General features: G+C 49.8%; 12 protein-coding genes. 5 read left to right on the top strand and 7 right to left on the bottom strand.

The window, feature by feature from the left end:
- The first annotated feature begins 188 nt into the window (after positions 1–188).
- The 5 genes from GmarT_RS26490 to GmarT_RS26470 all read left to right on the top strand — a co-directional run bounded on the left by GmarT_RS26490 (position 189) and on the right by GmarT_RS26470 (position 5,304).
- A complete protein-coding gene (locus tag GmarT_RS26490; RefSeq protein ID WP_002644530.1) occupies positions 189–785 on the top strand; it encodes an NfeD family protein in 597 nt (198 codons plus the stop codon).
- A 233-nt stretch (positions 786–1,018) separates the two neighbouring features.
- Positions 1,019–2,068, top strand: coding sequence for a flotillin-like protein FloA (floA, locus tag GmarT_RS26485; protein WP_044236575.1), 1,050 nt, complete (start codon positions 1,019–1,021; stop codon positions 2,066–2,068).
- A gap of 68 nt (positions 2,069–2,136) precedes the next feature.
- A complete protein-coding gene (locus GmarT_RS26480; RefSeq protein WP_002644532.1) occupies positions 2,137–2,838 on the top strand; it encodes a hypothetical protein in 702 nt (233 codons plus the stop codon).
- A gap of 67 nt (positions 2,839–2,905) precedes the next feature.
- Entirely contained in the window at positions 2,906–3,997 is a 1,092-nt protein-coding gene (locus GmarT_RS26475) for a glycosyltransferase family 4 protein (RefSeq protein ID WP_002644533.1), read from the top strand.
- Positions 3,998–4,065: 68 nt separating this feature from the next.
- Positions 4,066–5,304, top strand: coding sequence for a CinA family nicotinamide mononucleotide deamidase-related protein (locus GmarT_RS26470; RefSeq protein ID WP_044236627.1), 1,239 nt, complete (start codon positions 4,066–4,068; stop codon positions 5,302–5,304).
- Between the two features lie 25 nt (positions 5,305–5,329).
- Here GmarT_RS26470 and GmarT_RS26465 read toward each other — a convergent pair whose 3' ends face one another.
- From GmarT_RS26465 to GmarT_RS26435, 7 genes are all read right to left on the bottom strand, one after another.
- Positions 5,330–9,559 carry a DUF4332 domain-containing protein gene (locus GmarT_RS26465; protein WP_002644535.1) on the bottom strand — a complete coding sequence of 1,410 codons (4,230 nt, stop codon included), beginning with the start codon at positions 9,557–9,559 and terminating at the stop codon, positions 5,330–5,332.
- Entirely contained in the window at positions 9,556–10,896 is a 1,341-nt protein-coding gene (locus GmarT_RS26460) for a metallophosphoesterase family protein (RefSeq protein WP_002644536.1), read from the bottom strand. Before GmarT_RS26460 ends, GmarT_RS26465 begins: the two co-directional genes overlap by 4 nt.
- Before the next feature lie 214 nt (positions 10,897–11,110).
- Positions 11,111–11,530, bottom strand: coding sequence for a response regulator (locus tag GmarT_RS26455; protein ID WP_002644537.1), 420 nt, complete (start codon positions 11,528–11,530; stop codon positions 11,111–11,113).
- Positions 11,531–11,899: 369 nt separating this feature from the next.
- Complete coding sequence (locus tag GmarT_RS26450) at positions 11,900–12,940, bottom strand: alpha/beta hydrolase (protein ID WP_149303453.1); 1,041 nt, start codon at positions 12,938–12,940, stop codon at positions 11,900–11,902.
- Between the two features lie 331 nt (positions 12,941–13,271).
- A complete protein-coding gene (gene fabF / locus GmarT_RS26445; protein WP_002644540.1) occupies positions 13,272–14,555 on the bottom strand; it encodes a beta-ketoacyl-ACP synthase II in 1,284 nt (427 codons plus the stop codon).
- Positions 14,556–14,732: 177 nt separating this feature from the next.
- Positions 14,733–15,221, bottom strand: a complete 489-nt coding sequence (locus GmarT_RS26440; RefSeq protein ID WP_002644541.1) for a 3-hydroxyacyl-ACP dehydratase FabZ family protein — start codon at positions 15,219–15,221, stop codon at positions 14,733–14,735.
- Positions 15,222–15,382: 161 nt separating this feature from the next.
- A complete protein-coding gene (locus GmarT_RS26435; protein WP_002644542.1) occupies positions 15,383–15,769 on the bottom strand; it encodes an acyl carrier protein in 387 nt (128 codons plus the stop codon).
- Positions 15,770–15,959: the final 190 nt, after the last annotated feature.

Raw genomic sequence — 15,959 nt, 5'->3', positions numbered from 1 at the left:
AATCAGAATTTCTGTTCGCATCTTGCCTTGCTGATGGGAACCGGTACAATAAGACTGCAGCGTCATAAGCTGCCGTCCTGTACGAGTATACGAATAGAAATGACTGTTTGAATTCACTCGAACTATTGTACTTTTCCGGTTTGAAACCAAGGTGGGAAAGGACAGCGCACGGAAAGTCTGTAGATCTGATGGATTATTCACTCATTGCAATTCTAGCTTTAGCTGTCGCGTTGATGATGATGGTCGCCGAGATCTTTCTTCCCTCTGGCGGAATCATTGCTGTTCTGGCATTAACCAGTATTGCCGGTTCTGTCTGGGCGGCCTGGATGGCCTGGTGGGGAACGAGCCCTGGATCATGGTGGACTTATATCGCCAGCGTGATTGTACTGATTCCCACGACGCTGGGGTTTGCAGTGCGAATCTTTCCCAATACTGCCTGGGGGAAAAAGGTGATTCACGAAGTTCCGACTTTGGATGAGGTAACGGGGTTTCGTGAAGAAACCGAGCATTTACAATCTCTGATCGGAAAGATTGGAAAAACACAAACTCTTTTGAACCCCAGCGGGTTCGTACTCGTTAATCATGAAAGACACCACTGCGAAAGCCAGGGCATGATAGTGGATGCGCAGGTGAATGTCGAAATTATTGCGGTAGAAGGGAACAGACTGGTCGTCAAGGTTGTCAAACAGCCTGATACAGATGAGGCGAAGTCAGGAGAGGAATCAACGACCTCCGATGATAAAATCGCTGATGAGTCACTCGACTTTGAAGTGCCAGAGAGCTGAATCTGAAGGTCGTCTCTGGATGCTGAACGAAATTTACTTTACAATAAGCAAGTCACGATGGAGTAACAGGTATTAATAGTTGGTTACAGCTGTTTCTGAACATCACCTGGATCTAGACTGTGTCCAGTTTTACTGTAGTGTCTCCAGAGCCGTTTGAACCGAGTATAATCGATTGAGTGACGCTATGGTTAAATGTGATGCACTCTAGATATTCTTAGGATTGGAAAACAGGAATGAACGACTTGAATCTTTTCGCTGCCGAAGATAGTTCCACAATTGTCTGGATTGTCGGGGTTGTTGTTTTTCTCGGCGTGCTGGTGTTTTTTGCGGTCTTCGCCCGTTTTGCCGGGTTGTGGATTCAGTGCAAAATGACAAATGCCAAGATCTCGTTTCCGAATCTGGTGATGATGACGATTCGAAAAGTGAATCCCACAATTATCGTTCGCAGTAAGATCATGGCGATTCAGGCAGGGGTCACCCGTACTTATGATATCTCCACCCGGGATCTGGAAGCACATTATCTCGCCGGGGGAAATGTGCCGAATGTGATTCGGGCTTTGATTGCCGCCCAACGGGCCAAGATTGATCTGGACTGGCAGTCGGCACAGGCGATTGACCTGGCCGGGCGTGATATTCTGGATGCAGTCCGGACGAGTGTTTATCCCAAGGTCATTGACTGTCCGGATTCCCGCAAGACGAACAGCACTCTGGATGCCGTAGCCGGCGATGGAATTCAGTTGAATGTACGAGCCCGTGTCACCGTACGGACGAACCTGAAACAGCTGGTCGGCGGTGCCACCGAAGAGACCGTAATCGCACGGGTGGGCCAGGGGATTGTACAGGCCATCGGTTCAACAGATTCCTACAAAAAGGTGCTGGAAAACCCTGATAAAATTACGCAGATCGTATTGAATGAAGGCCTGGAGAAACAGACCGCTTATACGATTGTTTCGATTGATATTGCTGATGTTGATGTGGGCGAAAATATCGGTGCCCGCTTGCAGGCAGATCATGCGGAAGCAGAGATGCGTGTGGCGCAGGCCAAAGCAGAACAACGACGTGCGGAACAGAAGGCGCGTGAGCAGGAAATGGTAGCACTGACACAGGAAAACCGGGCGAAAGTCGTATTGGCGGAAGCCAAGGTTCCGCAGGCGATTGCCAGTGCGTTTCGTAGTAAGAAAATGGGCCTGATGGATTACTATGAACTGAAAAACGTCCAGGCTGATACGAAGATGCGTGATGCCATTGCAACCCCCGAACGGGAAATGACCCCTTCCTCATAGGCTGTGTTACAGCGGATTCGGGAAGAAGTCAGTCTGTGTGACAGGATTAGAAGGACTGGAATCAAGTTATGGAATTTCCAATACTGGCAGCTGGCGATGATATTATCGGCGTGATTGTCGGAGTCATTTTCCTGTTGATCAGCGCCGCAAGTGCGATCGGTAATATAGCCAAGGAAAAAAATAAACCGCAACCGGGGAAAGTCAAAGAGAAAGCCGCACTGCAGAAAGAACTTGAAAAATTTCTGCAGGAGGCCATGAATCCCCAGGCGGAGAAAAAGGGGAAACCAGTCGAAGTGGATTCCTTTGAAGACGATGTCCAGGCAACCACCAGCGTCCCACAACCTCCTGCCAGACGTCGCCGGGAAAAACAACCTTCTCGGCCACAGAGACGTAAAGCTCAGCAAGGCAGCAAAACCGTCTCCCCGCAGAAAACGGTGAAAGAACCCAAGGTTCAAGTTTCCGCCCGCGAACGGGCAGAACTGCAGGAAGAAGCCCGCCAGAAACGATTAGGCGGCTCGATGCGTGATCGGATCGAGAAGAGTCAGAAGAAACATCTTCAAAGCAGAATTCACCGCAAGGCCGACAACGAAGCCAGTCGCCCTCAGTCAGACCTCTTTGGTTCGAAAGAAAATGAAACGCGGCACTCCTCTGATGGTAAAAGAGGTGGAAGCAGACAAATTCGTGAGTTGCTGCGCGATCGTAAATCATTTCAGCAGGCCATTATTCTGAACGAAATTCTCTCACCTCCACTATCCCGTCGTCGTTCCTGAATATGAATCTGTCACAACATATCGCTTTGGTTTTGTCTGCAGATCATGCAGCGCGGGAACGATACAAATGAGTAAAGCAGATTCACCTCTTGATGTATTGTTATTTGCAGGGCCTTTTGAAGTCAGAGGTACCTCAGCCTATACCCTGCGACTGGCACAATACACGGCCGCTTATGGGATTGCTGCCAGGGTGGTCTGTCCCAATGCGACAAAAGTTGATCCCGGCCTGCGATCGAAACTGGACATTAAAGAGTACCGGAATCTGAATGTACCGATGCTGGGACACCTGCTTTTACATCTCGTCAAACAGGAACTGGAAAAGAAGCCACCTGATCTGATTCATATCCAGTCACGCCATGTATTGTCACAGGGGCAGTGGCTGGCCCGCAAACTGAAACGTCCTTTTCTGCTGACGGTGAATGACTACCTGCAGAGTGATGAGCGTCTGCGGATCGATATGCGGTGGTGCAGGAGAATTATCACTGTCAGCGAGTCTGTTAAAAAAGACTTGATAGCCCGCACCGGTTTGCCCGAAGATTTTGTGCTGGTAATTCCCAGTGGAGTAGATGTACCTGAGCAGTCACAGCATATCCCTGTCCTGTCCCGCGATCATGAGCCTGTTGTAGGTACAGCAGGCCCGCTGGAGACGATCAAGGGGCTGCCTTACTTTCTGGGGGCAGCCAGTCGCGTGCTGGAAGTGAATCCGCATGTTCAATTTTTAGTTTCGGGAGCAGGCCCGGAGGAAAGTAATTTGCGGCATCTGGTCCGGGATCTGGAAATTTCTGAAAACGTGACCTTTGTTCCTAATCTGTATGACTTTTCCATTTCTCTGGAAGCAATGGATATTTTCTGCCTGGCTTCACTCAGGCAGGGTCTGGGTACGATTATGCTGGAAGCGATGGCATTAGCCAAGCCCGTGATTGCGACCGGGGTTGGCGGGATCTATTCTGTAATCCGCGATGGGGAAACAGGGCTGGTGATTCCTCCCTCGAACAGTGAAATACTGGCAAGCAGTATCCTGAAACTACTGGATGATCCCCTGAAAGCGCGGGCGATGGGAGAATCGGCTCGAGAACTGGTCCGGCAGGAATTCCGGGTTGAGACCATGGTTGAGAAAACTGTGGAACAGTATAAACTGGCATTGCAGGTTCCGGTCTGATCGCTGGGGAAAAAACAGTACATCACTGCCGGAACAGTGATTCTCCCATGTTGTTACTGGATACAGGAATGCAAGCAGAAATAATCGCGATTGGCAGTGAACTGACAAATGGCGAAAAACTCGATACCAACAGTCAGTGGCTGAGCACAGAGCTGGCTGCGATCGGCATCTCTACTCATTTTCATACCACGATCGCCGACAATCTGGATGAAATTGCAGAGCAGTTTCGACTCTCCGTGCAGCGTTCCGATCTGATTTTGATCACAGGAGGGCTGGGACCCACGCTGGATGACCTGACCCGACAGGCTCTGGCAGAATTAACAGAGACAGATCTCGTGCTGGATGAAAAATCCATGGAGATCATCGAGGCGATGTTTCAGAAGCGTTCGCGTGAAATGCCTGAGCGGAATCGCATTCAGGCGATGTTTCCCCAGGGCGCGGAACCGATTCAGAATGAACATGGAACCGCCCCGGGAATCTGGATGGAAGTCCCACGGATTGATGGGGAATCAGTCTCGCTGATTGCCGCGATGCCGGGCGTTCCTTCAGAAATGAAGCCGATGTTTTATCAGTCGGTATTACCCCGAGTGACTCGTGGCACGAACATGATTCGCTTTGCGAGAATCAACTGTTTCGGCGTGGGGGAATCAAAGACAGAAGAGTTGCTGGGCGATATCACGAGTCGAGGTCGGGATCCGGAAGTGGGAATCACGGCACATGAAGCGACGATTACTCTGCGGATCAAAGCCATGGGGAGCTCGATTGAGGAGTGTGAACAGAAGATTGCTGCGACGCATGCATTGATTCAGGAGCGACTCGGGGAATTTATCTTTGGTTATGAAGACGAGGAGCTGGAACATATCGTAATGCTGCTGCTCAGCCAGAGACAGCAATCACTGGCGACCTGTGAATGTGGTACCGGAGGGTTGCTTTCCTATCGTTTGACCGAAGTGAATGGTTCCACTGACTGGTATGCAGGGGGAATTGTTTCCCGGTTTCAGTTGATCAGCAAATACCTGGACTCAAATCAGGAACAGGATACGGTTGGATTTGATGCAGAAGGAGCAGCTCAGATTGCGCAGGCGACAAGAGAAAAATTTGACAGCGACTTTGCATTAGCAATTCTGCTTGATCCACATCAGTCGTGGCAGGACCCGAGTCTGGTTCCCCAGGCTTACGTTGCATTAGCGAATCGTGAGACAGAATGGGTGGAAGAAATCGGTCTGACGGTCAATCGGGCGATTGCCAAAAGCCGTGTCACGAAAGCGGCGCTCAATCTGTTAAGACGCAATCTGATCCTGAAGTAAATTTTGATCTGTATTGCTGATCGTATCAGGCAGCATGCAGCTTTCTGGCTTTTTGAGACCATTGAATCCAGTCGGTGATTTCATTGAAGTCCGGCCTTTTTCCACCGCGTATGATCTGTTGTCCTTCGCTCGTTTTGACGAACGATTTTACTTTGCCATATAATTCCTGCGGGGAAGTACGGACAATCTGATCCGGTTCATAAAATCCACAGGCAACCAGAATCTGTGCATCGTGGCCGCGCAGCCCGGGAACACAACAGACAAGCTTCGCCTGTTTTTTCCAGATCCGAATAGTGCGTTCTTTAATATGAGAAACGTTTAACTGATTCGCGACGTTCTCTGGATTACATTCCAGGAAATCATTGACCGAGAAGATCCCCACTTTTTCCAGACGATGTGCGGTTTTCGGGCCAATGGAAGGAGCCTGCTCAACGGGCATGGAACGATTCAGATAAAAAGGCGGGGTGATGGGCTTCGTATTTCCTGAGTCAGAATGCGAGCCGTCCCGGCGATAATCACGTCGTTCCTGTGGTGCAGGTTGTTGAGGTTTCTGTTCTGTGGGAGTTGGTTTTTGCAGTTGAAATGTTCGCGCCTGGTGTGCAGACTGAAACCATTCTTGTACGAGTGCTTCAGTGACACTCGTCTCTGCGGGGAGGCTGGAATCGATGAGGGACCAGAGTTCCGTGCAGGACATGCTGGTGATATCGCCCGGTTCTGTGATTCCACACTGGACGAGAAACGCCGCCTGTTGTGGTTTGATTCCCCGAATGCAGGACGCCAGACGAGCCTGACTCTGCCATTCAAAAATCAGCCCTGCAGAGATTTCTTCTGCTAACCGTGTAGACAGCTCATCGGCCGATTGAGACAGGAGCTGTGCAATTGAATGAATCCCGGCCTGATTCAGTTTTTGAACCTGAAACTGGTTGAGAGAAGACAACTCGTGAAGGGGGGACGACCATTCCAGCTGATAAATCGGTTCCGCTGGCAGCGGGCCTTCGAGAACGGCTGTGGAGGACTGGTTCGAAGGAGCAGGCTGCAGTTGCTGTTCAGTCGCCACAGGCAACTGCGAGAGTCTCGGAGATGAGGTTTCCTGTTTTGAGCTTTCCTCTGTAAGCCAGACTGCAGGTTTCCCTTGTTCTTCAAACAGATGGGTCAGGTGCAAATGGCAGGTGAAAAACAGAATCTGCTGACCTTTCTCTGCGACAGAGATCAGGGTTTCAATGGCGGCCTGTGTTCGGCTCTGGTCAAAGTTGACCAGGACATCGTCCAGCACCATGGGTAGTTCCACACCGTTGTTACGGAAACGTTCGACCATGGCCAGTCGGATTGCCAGGAAGAGCTGTTCCCGCGTACCACTGCTCAATTCGCTGACCGTGAGCGTGTGTCCTTCGTTGTCATCCACTTTGGGGTATTGCTCACCCAGGGGAGTCCAGATGTTACAGTATCTTCCATTGGTCAGCTGCCTCAGGTAATCAGAAGCAATCGCGAGAGTTTCCGGTTGACTGGTGCGTTCAAATTCTGCCTGTAGTTTCTGAAGTCCGACGGCAGAAAGCTCTGTCGTAAACCATTCTTCACTGGCCTGTCTGATCTGTTCGAGTATCTGCTCGCGCTGAAATCGCAGTTGGACTGCGCTGCGATCCGTTTTCGCATTCTGGTAATCCTGTTTCAGACGACCCATGTTTTCTGCAGTCGTGACCAGATCCTGTTCGATATCTTCCAGTTCGAGATTGAGCATTTCCAGGTGTTCGGCATTTGCTTCGGCATCAAAATTCAGCAGGTCTTCTTCCACAATTGCCATTTCCTGTTCAGACTGACTGGCTCGCTCCAGCTCCCGCTGTGCCGTTGCCAGAGTTTTTTCGATCTGAATCCGTTCTGTCATCGAGGCGGCCCGTTTCAGGAAATCTTCGCGGCTGGCAGCTCCACCCTGAATGAGCAGGGTAGAACGCAGGTGGCTGAATTCCTCTCGCTTCAACTTCAGAGCGTCTGCTTCCTGACGCAGTCGCTGTTCTTGTTTCATCAACCGCGCACGTTCTTCACGCTGGCTTGAAATGGTTTCGAGTTCGCGTTCCCATGTGGCAACCTGTTCAAAAGGGTTCTCTGTATTCTGTTGACGACGATTCATTCGCAGGCTTAATTCGCGGACTCGATTGAAATACATGTCAACCAGATCGCCACAGGGCTTGATTTTCTGTTGTTCCAGTTCACGCTGATTCCGGTAGAGGTTCGCCTGTGAAACCTGATGCCACATCCGAAACGCGTCATCCACTTTGAGGGTTTCGGTCAATCCCAGTTGTTTAAGACATTCGCACCACTCATGCCGTTTGCTGCTGAAGTTTCGCTGAATTTCCTGGGAGCGATTCCTCAGTTTGACCAGTAATTGACGCGTTTTCTGGGCTTGCTGCTGGTCAACTTCCAGCTGTTCCAGTTCAGCAATCTTAAGAGCCAGTTCATGCAGGAGATCGGTACGGAGAATATTTTCATCATTGAAATTTAACGCTGGTACACTCTCCCGCTGCCGATGGCTGCTGAGTGAGTGCCCTTCCGAGAGAGATTTCAGTGCGAAGTACTCATCCTCCATGATACGCTCGATTTCCTGACGTGTCTCGCGCAGGTGGACGTCGAGTGCCCAGCTTTCATCCTGCAGTTCTTCAGCCTGGTCCTGCACATCAAGTTCAAAATGTTTTTTAATGGCCCATGTGATGCCTCCCAGGAAGAGACCACTCAGACAGTAAATCAATCCGACCAGCTTCGCATCAGAGACTCCCCGCCAGAACCCTGCGAGTACGAGAAAAACGCCTGCGATAGCGAAACCGAACAACGTTTTCTTAGCCCAGCCGGGCAGGCGTGAATTGGTTTGCAGTCGTTCCAGCTGTTCCCTGGCTGCTTCCTGGCGAATCACAAACTCCGATTCTCTTACCCGTAACTGGCTGAGTCGTTCGAGATGTTTCATACGCTCGCGCGCCCGTTTCAGCTCTGCTTCGATTGAGTGTCCGTTCAGAAGTCGTGCAGACCGTTCCTGCAGACTCGCCAGAGTCTGTTGATATTTTCGTGAAACTTTTTTGTAGCGTCGGTGTGCATTTTTTCGCTTGGCACCGGCAAGGCGATATTCGCGCGCAGCTTCGATCAGCCGCTGGTTATTATCGGGAGTAGTTTTGACATGAGTGACATTCCCCAGGTTCTTATTCTGGTTCAGATAGTTCTGGAGGATTGTTTCCAGTTCCTGAACCCGGGTGTTGCCTGATTGGTGCTGTTGTTCCAGGTCGGTCATCCATGGTTTTTGATCTACCAGACTCTGTATGCTGGGAGCAAAGTTTAACAGGTCATTGTCCAGCTCCGCCTGTTCGATTTGTTTACGCAGGCCACTGAGTTCCGTTTTGATTTCGTTCAGTTTTGTTTCTACCTGCTTGATCTCCCGATCGTATTCATTGAGGAGATTCACGCCGTCTTCCGGAAACTCAGCGACGACAGGAAGTTGTTTCAACTGTTGCTGCAGGTCTTGCACTTCCTGCCACGGTTTCCAGACACGATCCAGGAAACGATGCCCGCGGATCTGGTACTGTAGTCCTGATTTCCGTTTTTTCAGACTGTCCGATTCAGCATGGACTTTCTGCAGATCGTCGGAGAGATTGAAGAAACGTTGTGACTGCTGTTTCAGGTCAGCCAGTTTCGCATCAATTTCCTGCAGCTGCTGATACAGGTCTGGCAGTTTTCCTGATTTGGCATCGCGGCTTAATAGTGATTGTCGTGAATGACTGACTGCTTTGGATGCATCCAGAATCGCCTGGCCTTCCGGTCCAAGTGTCAAACCATAGATATGCTGTGCAACCTGATCGCCGTGCAGAGTTCCCAGTTCCTGAAGTTCATTCAATCCGATGGCAAATACATTTTCATAAACACTTTCATTCACCCCAGACTGAAGCGAGGTCAAAAGCTCAGTGCCAGAGGTTCCCCTGGACTGACTCTGGAACGAAAAATGACCTCTGCCATTCGCAGTTGTCTGTCTCTGAATTTCGTAGAACTGTCCCTGGTGACGGATATCCAACAGCGCAGACCAGGGTACGGAATCGGGAACGCGTGAATGTTCGCGCAACTCGTCGGACTGAAAACCATAAAGGATGCCGCGAATCATGCGCATCAGCGTCGATTTACCCGTTTCGTTCGGGCCGTAGAATACATTGATTCCCGGATCGAGTGCAGCAAGATTCAGGTCCTGCCAGTTCCCAAACTGGTTTACATGGATTCTGGTAATTTTCATACGTGTACTTCCTCATCCGATGAAACATCGAGCCATGTTTGTCCATTGTGGAGGGCTGCGTTGAAGATCTGCTGATCGTTCAACTGTTCGGTGACCGAATTCAGGCGGTGTACCCAGCTTTGATCCAGGTGAGAGGCTTGTGCGAGTAACTGATTCAGTGGGAGTTCTGTCTCCGTCTTGAACCGATCCAGTTGAGTTTGAAACAACTGAGACAAAGTGGAATTGGTCCCGCGAAGCTCTCTGTTTTCTGACTGCAGGTAAAACGATTGTTCAATGCCGACCGGCAGTCGGTCTTTCACGGTCAGTGCCAGTTCATTACTGAGACTGCTCTGATGTTTGAAGCTTCGAAGTGAATCGAACAGTTCACCCGATCCCTGGAACAGCCAGCGTACCATCCACAGTTTTTCGTAGTTGCCTCTGATTTGAGACAGGAGTGATTGCTGCATGTGTTGAATCAGTTGAGCGCGGGAGAGTTCCGGTTGCAGGTCCAGTTCCAGTACCTGCCAGCGGACTGTCGCCAGTCGCAGTGTCCGCTGCTCCAGCTGCGCTTCTGTGCCCACAGTGACCAGGGTGACTCCGTTTTGTTCGTGCTCACCGAAATTGAGTCCCTGTGCTGTTCCCGGATGATGGGCGACACCGGGATGCATTTCGAACGTATGACTCTGCGTGCCTTTACAGAGCGCCAGATAATCGACTGAAACTTCATTGGCTTCATCTGATTGCCATTCGGCTGGCAAATATTCATCCGACAGAGAAAGCGGAATCGCCTGAGTGGTATCGCCCGTAATATCAGAGTGATCTGTTGGCAGGTTTGCTGCGATCAATCCGATGGAGAGAGCACGTTCATCCTGTTTATTAAACAGCTGATTGCGCTGATTCAGTTTCAGAGGCAATGAAGATTTACGATGAGCCGATCCCAGAATCTGCAGTGTGGCAATAGTTTCGCCATCACGCAGAATATCGATGACATCACGATCCTGGGGGGAGAGGAATGTGATGTTGGCAGGCCAGGTGTACTGCAGGTCCCAGGCGCTGAGAGGATCGTGTTGTCCCGGTACGATGAAAACCTGAATCTGATCGGAAGCCAGTTTTTGAAAGCCTTCGATTAATGCTATACGGGCACGTATGCTGAAGTCATCTGCAATAAAGGAGTTGCCGCTCAGGAGTAGAAAATCAATTTCATGTTCCCGGCAGGCATCGATCAGATGGGAAAACGTTTCGAGCGTGCAATCTTCGAGGATGGCCTGTGACTCATTGGAAACTGCGCCGACCCCTTGCGCCTGATGGTCCAGTCTTAGATTACTGGCATGGATAAACCGCGTTGGTACAAATGGCATGGCAGACTCCTTTCCGCCGCTCAACCTGCTGACGTCTATTGTTCCACAATGTGACCAGGAATGCAGGTGGCAGTGATGCTTTATAAGAATTTCAATTTTGTCTGGAAGTGTACTTCACTCCGCAGTTTATGAAAAGTGGAGTCTGCGGAAAATGTCCCTGTTCCCCAGCTGATCATACAGCAGACCGGGGCAGGCCCGTACAGCAGGACCAGGTCTAATTTCCCAGCCAGGTCGTTACATCAGGGTCATGGTAGGTGTCAACCAGCGCATGAGAGACCGTGGTTACTAATTCCTGACGTTTGACAGGCTTAGAAAGAACTTCGTAGGCTTTGGCTTCGGAAGCATCCTGTCGTAATTCTTCAGTCGCATCTGCGGTAATCAAAATGCAGGGAAGCATCGCATTGATCTGTTTCATCAGGCGTACGGCTTCCAGACCGGTAAGAATGTCCATGTGCATGTCCAGCAGGACGATATCGACAGAGATTTGCTCCACCAGTTCAACGGCTTCCTCGCCCGATTCAGCCTCGAACAGTCTGAAATAAGGGGCCAGTACTTCCTTGAGCACCGCGCGAAACCCGGAATCATCATCGGCAATCAGTAGCTGATACGGAGCCTGTGATCTGGCAATAACCATGTGACATCCCACCAAATAATCCGGAAGGTAGCCGCAACAGCGGACATTTATGATAACCTTAGCTTGAAACGAAAATCCTGCAAATAGCTTTTGTGTACTTCAGGTTAAGCAAATCAGATACCATTGTCATAAAGAAAAACAGCTCTGGTTATAAGTTGTTTTATATTTGATAGATAGGATCACTGTTAGAGTTCGCGGCAATCAGGGTGAATTTAATCAATCCGTATAATCCCCGTGCACTCGCTGTCAAATAGGCAGTAACCTTAATGCCGTTGGTAAACACAACAGTGATCAAAAAAGCCAGTCCACGTCCAGAGGGCAATGAGACTGGACACAGTCTGGTAGACTCGTCGTCTGGAATAACTCAGATCAGGCGGACCGTTTACTGGAAAGAGGATCAACAGGAGCAGTCATCCGTTTTGAGAATTCGAGTTCTTTTACCGGGGAGCTGGATTCGACCATTCGTGAAAAAAAGTCGATCAACGTCGAGTCAAATTTTTCCAGTTGAGCGAAGCGGCCTGCATTGTGAATGGCTCCTGGTAAAGAGCAGACAGTGATGTGGGCATCAGGGATCCGCTTCACAATCAATTGAGTCATCCGGGGGACGACACTCTGGTCTTTCTCGCCTGTGAAAAACAACAGGTTTCGATTCTTCAAACCTTTGACGCGTGGTTTCAGATTGATATAGCGACATCCCTGACGACGTTGTGAATACCAGATCATGATCCGAAATGCGCGGATGACTTCTGACGTAGGTACGATTTGAATAAACAGGGGAGGCAGGAAACGCTCTCCCCAGCGAATGGCATGATCCAGAAAGAGTTCTTCATTCAGAAAGGCACCTTCACAGGCAACGAACTGGATTTCAGGATCTTTTGCAGCAACCGCAAGTGCAGTTCCCGCCCCGCGGCTCATGCCCAGCATACCCAGTGGCAACACCGAAAGTTCTGGTTGAGTTCGCAGATATTGAATGGCTGATCTGGTATCATTGAGTTCATACTGTGAAAGCCAGTGTATTGACTGGTAGCGGGGGTCGGTATCACTTTCACCATGGTTGCGAAAGTCAAATGCAAAGACAGCAAAGCCGGCGTTCAGTAATCCTTGACACTGGAAGAGTGCAATTCTTCCTGTGGACTTAAAAGGATGACAGAAGAGAATCACACCTTTCGGGAGAGTGTTTGTGGGGGTGGCGATGAATCCATGAAGAGTCAGGCCATCCATGGTGGGGAACTTCACATTTCTGATCTGAATGCGATCGTCGTTTTCCGGAAGTTGAGATAGTGTGCCGATCAGATTGAACCGATCGGGCATCGGCGCAAACAGCACCGGGTAAGCAGCGCGCATGATGCAGTACTGGATTATAATCTCGACTGTTATTGCGATCAGGACGCACCAAAGCAACCAACTCACTGCTGTCTCCCTGGTGGTAACAGAGTCTGTCAATTTCTCAGACAGGCTGCGTTTTCAAATATGGTTGAGGTCTCTTGATATCGGGATCATCGAGGATACGAGCTAAGTGTATAAATCTCCTGAGAGGTGATACCAGTGTAGTTTACTCGGTTCTCTCGAAAGCGCCTTGATCAATTTCGCAGGTCTGAGCTGATCTCAGAAAAAAAAGCGAATTTGCCTGCGCAGCGAAGTGAGCGATCAGAGGCAGGGCAGACCGGTTCTAGAGGGAGTAAATCAGCACATTGAGCGGCGTCACTAATATTGAAACTGATTCAGCTTATCTGATGATGGCTTAGCCTTTGAATTCCGAGAAGATCAGCGCAATGTTCTGTCCGCCAAATCCAAAACTGTTGGAAAGCGTCGTTGTCACATTTTTCTGGCGTGCTTCATTCGGAATGTAGTCCAGGTCACAATCAGGATCGGGCGTTTCGTAATTGATCGTTGGAGGAACGACATTATCACGAATTGCCATGAGGCAGGTGATGGCTTCCACGCTACCGGCTGCAGCAATCAGGTGCCCCATCATACTTTTAATGCTGGAGACAGGAGTCTTATAGGCGGCGTCACCCAGGGCGCCTTTGATGGCTCTTGTTTCCACACGATCGTTGACCGCAGTACTGGTTCCGTGGGCGTTGATATAATGAATTTCGTCTTGATTGATCTTAGCGTGGCTCATAGCCATTTGAATGCACTTGATGGCGCCGCGCCCTTCAGGATGAATGTCGGTCACGCGATAAGCGTCTGCTGTGGAACCGTAACCTACCAGTTCCCCATAAATTTTTGCACCACGCTTCTGAGCTCGCTCCAGGTCTTCCAGAATCATCATGCCTGCACCTTCGCCGAGCACAAATCCATCGCGGTTCCGATCAAAGGGACGGGAAGACTTAGCGGGATTTTCATTATGTGTCGAAAGCGCTGTCAACAGACTGAAGCCAGTCACACCGAAAGGATGGATCATGCTGTGTGCTCCACCGGAGAGCATGATGTCGACGTCACCGCGACGGATCAGTTCTGATGCTTCGCCAATCGCCTGGCTGGAAGCGGCACAGGCCGTCAGGCAGTTCAGGTTGGGACCTTGTGCATTGAACAGGCTGGCCAGATGGCCCGCAGCCATATTGGGTTCCTGTTCCAGTTCGAACCGCGGGTTGAGCTGTTCCAATCCGACTTTGGTGAATTTTTCCAGATCGACTTCACCATCGTTCTGGGCCTGGGCAATGATCTTCATAAAAGTGTAGAAGTCCTGCTGTCCTTCGCCGGCTCCCAGGTAGACGCCAAATGTGGCCGGATCGAAGTCATCATCCAGAATCCCGGAATCTTTAACAGCCTGAGTCGCTGCCCCAATGGCGTAGCGGATGTTCCGCCCCGAATGCTCAAAGCGATCCAGATTATCAACATAATCTTCCAGGTGGAAGTCATGGACTTCTGCGGCAAAGCGTGTCGGAAAATTTGAAGCATCGAAATGAGTAATATTGGAAATGCCGCATTTGGATTCCTGGAGTGCTTTCCAGGTATCTTCCACGGTTTTTCCCAGGGGGGTGATAGCGCCAATTCCAGTGATCACAACGCGGCGATTCATAACTTCGAACTCTTGTTTTAAAATTGATTTTGAAACAGCAGGCAAATCCCAGGTGCAGATGATCTGTTCAAATGTGACTTGCTGCCAGTTTAAGTCTGCGTTTTTTGAATACCTGAATTATCATTGTAGCTTAATTTGAATCAAGGCCTCTATAGCAAGCTTTCAAAAATCGCTGTGTCACGGCTGATCTTCACCGGTACCGGCTTTGCCGACATCGAGGATTCCCAGCAGATTCATCGAAAAAACAAAGTTTTTCTGGTCGATGGCTCCAAATTCCGAATCACTCTGATCGAGGTGGACAAAAATAATACTTCCTTCCGCGACCAGGCGGTCTCCCACCATGGCTGTCACATCGACAGCGCCTCCTTCTTCACCCGCATTGGTGATTTTCGCGGTATAGATCAACTGGTCACCGGGACAGGCCCAACTGTGAAACGTCATCTGGGGTACTTTGGCCAGAATGACAATGTGTTCAAAATCGTTGATCTCACCCAGCAGGATGCCGCCAGTCTGTGCCAGTCCCTCAATCATCAGAGAACCAGGCATGACAGGAAAACCAGGGAAGTGGTCGTGCAGATGCTCTTCTGCCAGTGTCACATTTTTCACACTTTTGGCATAAGAACCGCTTTCAAATTCAATAAAGCGATCAATCCAGAACCATCGCATTTTGAAACACCTTTTCGTTCGTAATTGGAATCCCCCAGTGAAATTGAAGAATCAACTGGTGGCGCAGATCATGTACCAGACAGCAGGAAAACTGCACAGCTCACTTATGTGAGCTGTGTCAGCCTTTGTTTCTATCGATCTGGTTAAAGCCAATCTGTCAATTAAGCCAGACGTGCTTCGAGGAAGTTAACCAGCATGTCAACGGTAAACAGATCCTGCATGTTTTCGACTTTAGGATCGTCTGCAAAGGAATCAATGTCTGCGTGTGGCATCTTGGTGCGGAGTTCTGCGATACCCGCTTCTGTGAATTGACCGTCTTTGACAAAACCTGAATCGGATGAAGCGATATTTTCCGGAAACAGTTCACCACGGGGAATTTTGATATCGAACGCTTTTTCCAGACGGAACGCGATATCGAGGAAGTCGATCGATTCGGCACCGAGGTCGCCCATCAGGGTGGCTTCTGGTACTACTTCATCATCATCCAGTCCGAGTGCATCAACCAGTGTTTCACGCACGGAATCGAAGATTTCATCTCTAGTTGGCATTTCATTACTCCTTGGTTCGACCTGCTGGCCGATAAGTCCCGCCGACCCAGCCTGATTTAAAACTATTCGGCGAGAAGAATAGTTTTGACAGTTCTCGTGATGCGGCAAGCAGAATTGACCCAATTCCAAAGTCTGCCGATCACACATAACATAAAATGTATTTTTCAAAACGACGACGAGCCGCTTCGAA

The sequence above is a fragment of the Gimesia maris genome, from assembly GCF_008298035.1.
Lineage (GTDB): Bacteria > Planctomycetota > Planctomycetia > Planctomycetales > Planctomycetaceae > Gimesia > Gimesia maris.
Note: the sequence above shows the minus strand (reverse complement) of the source record. Positions and strands in the feature narration are given on the sequence as shown.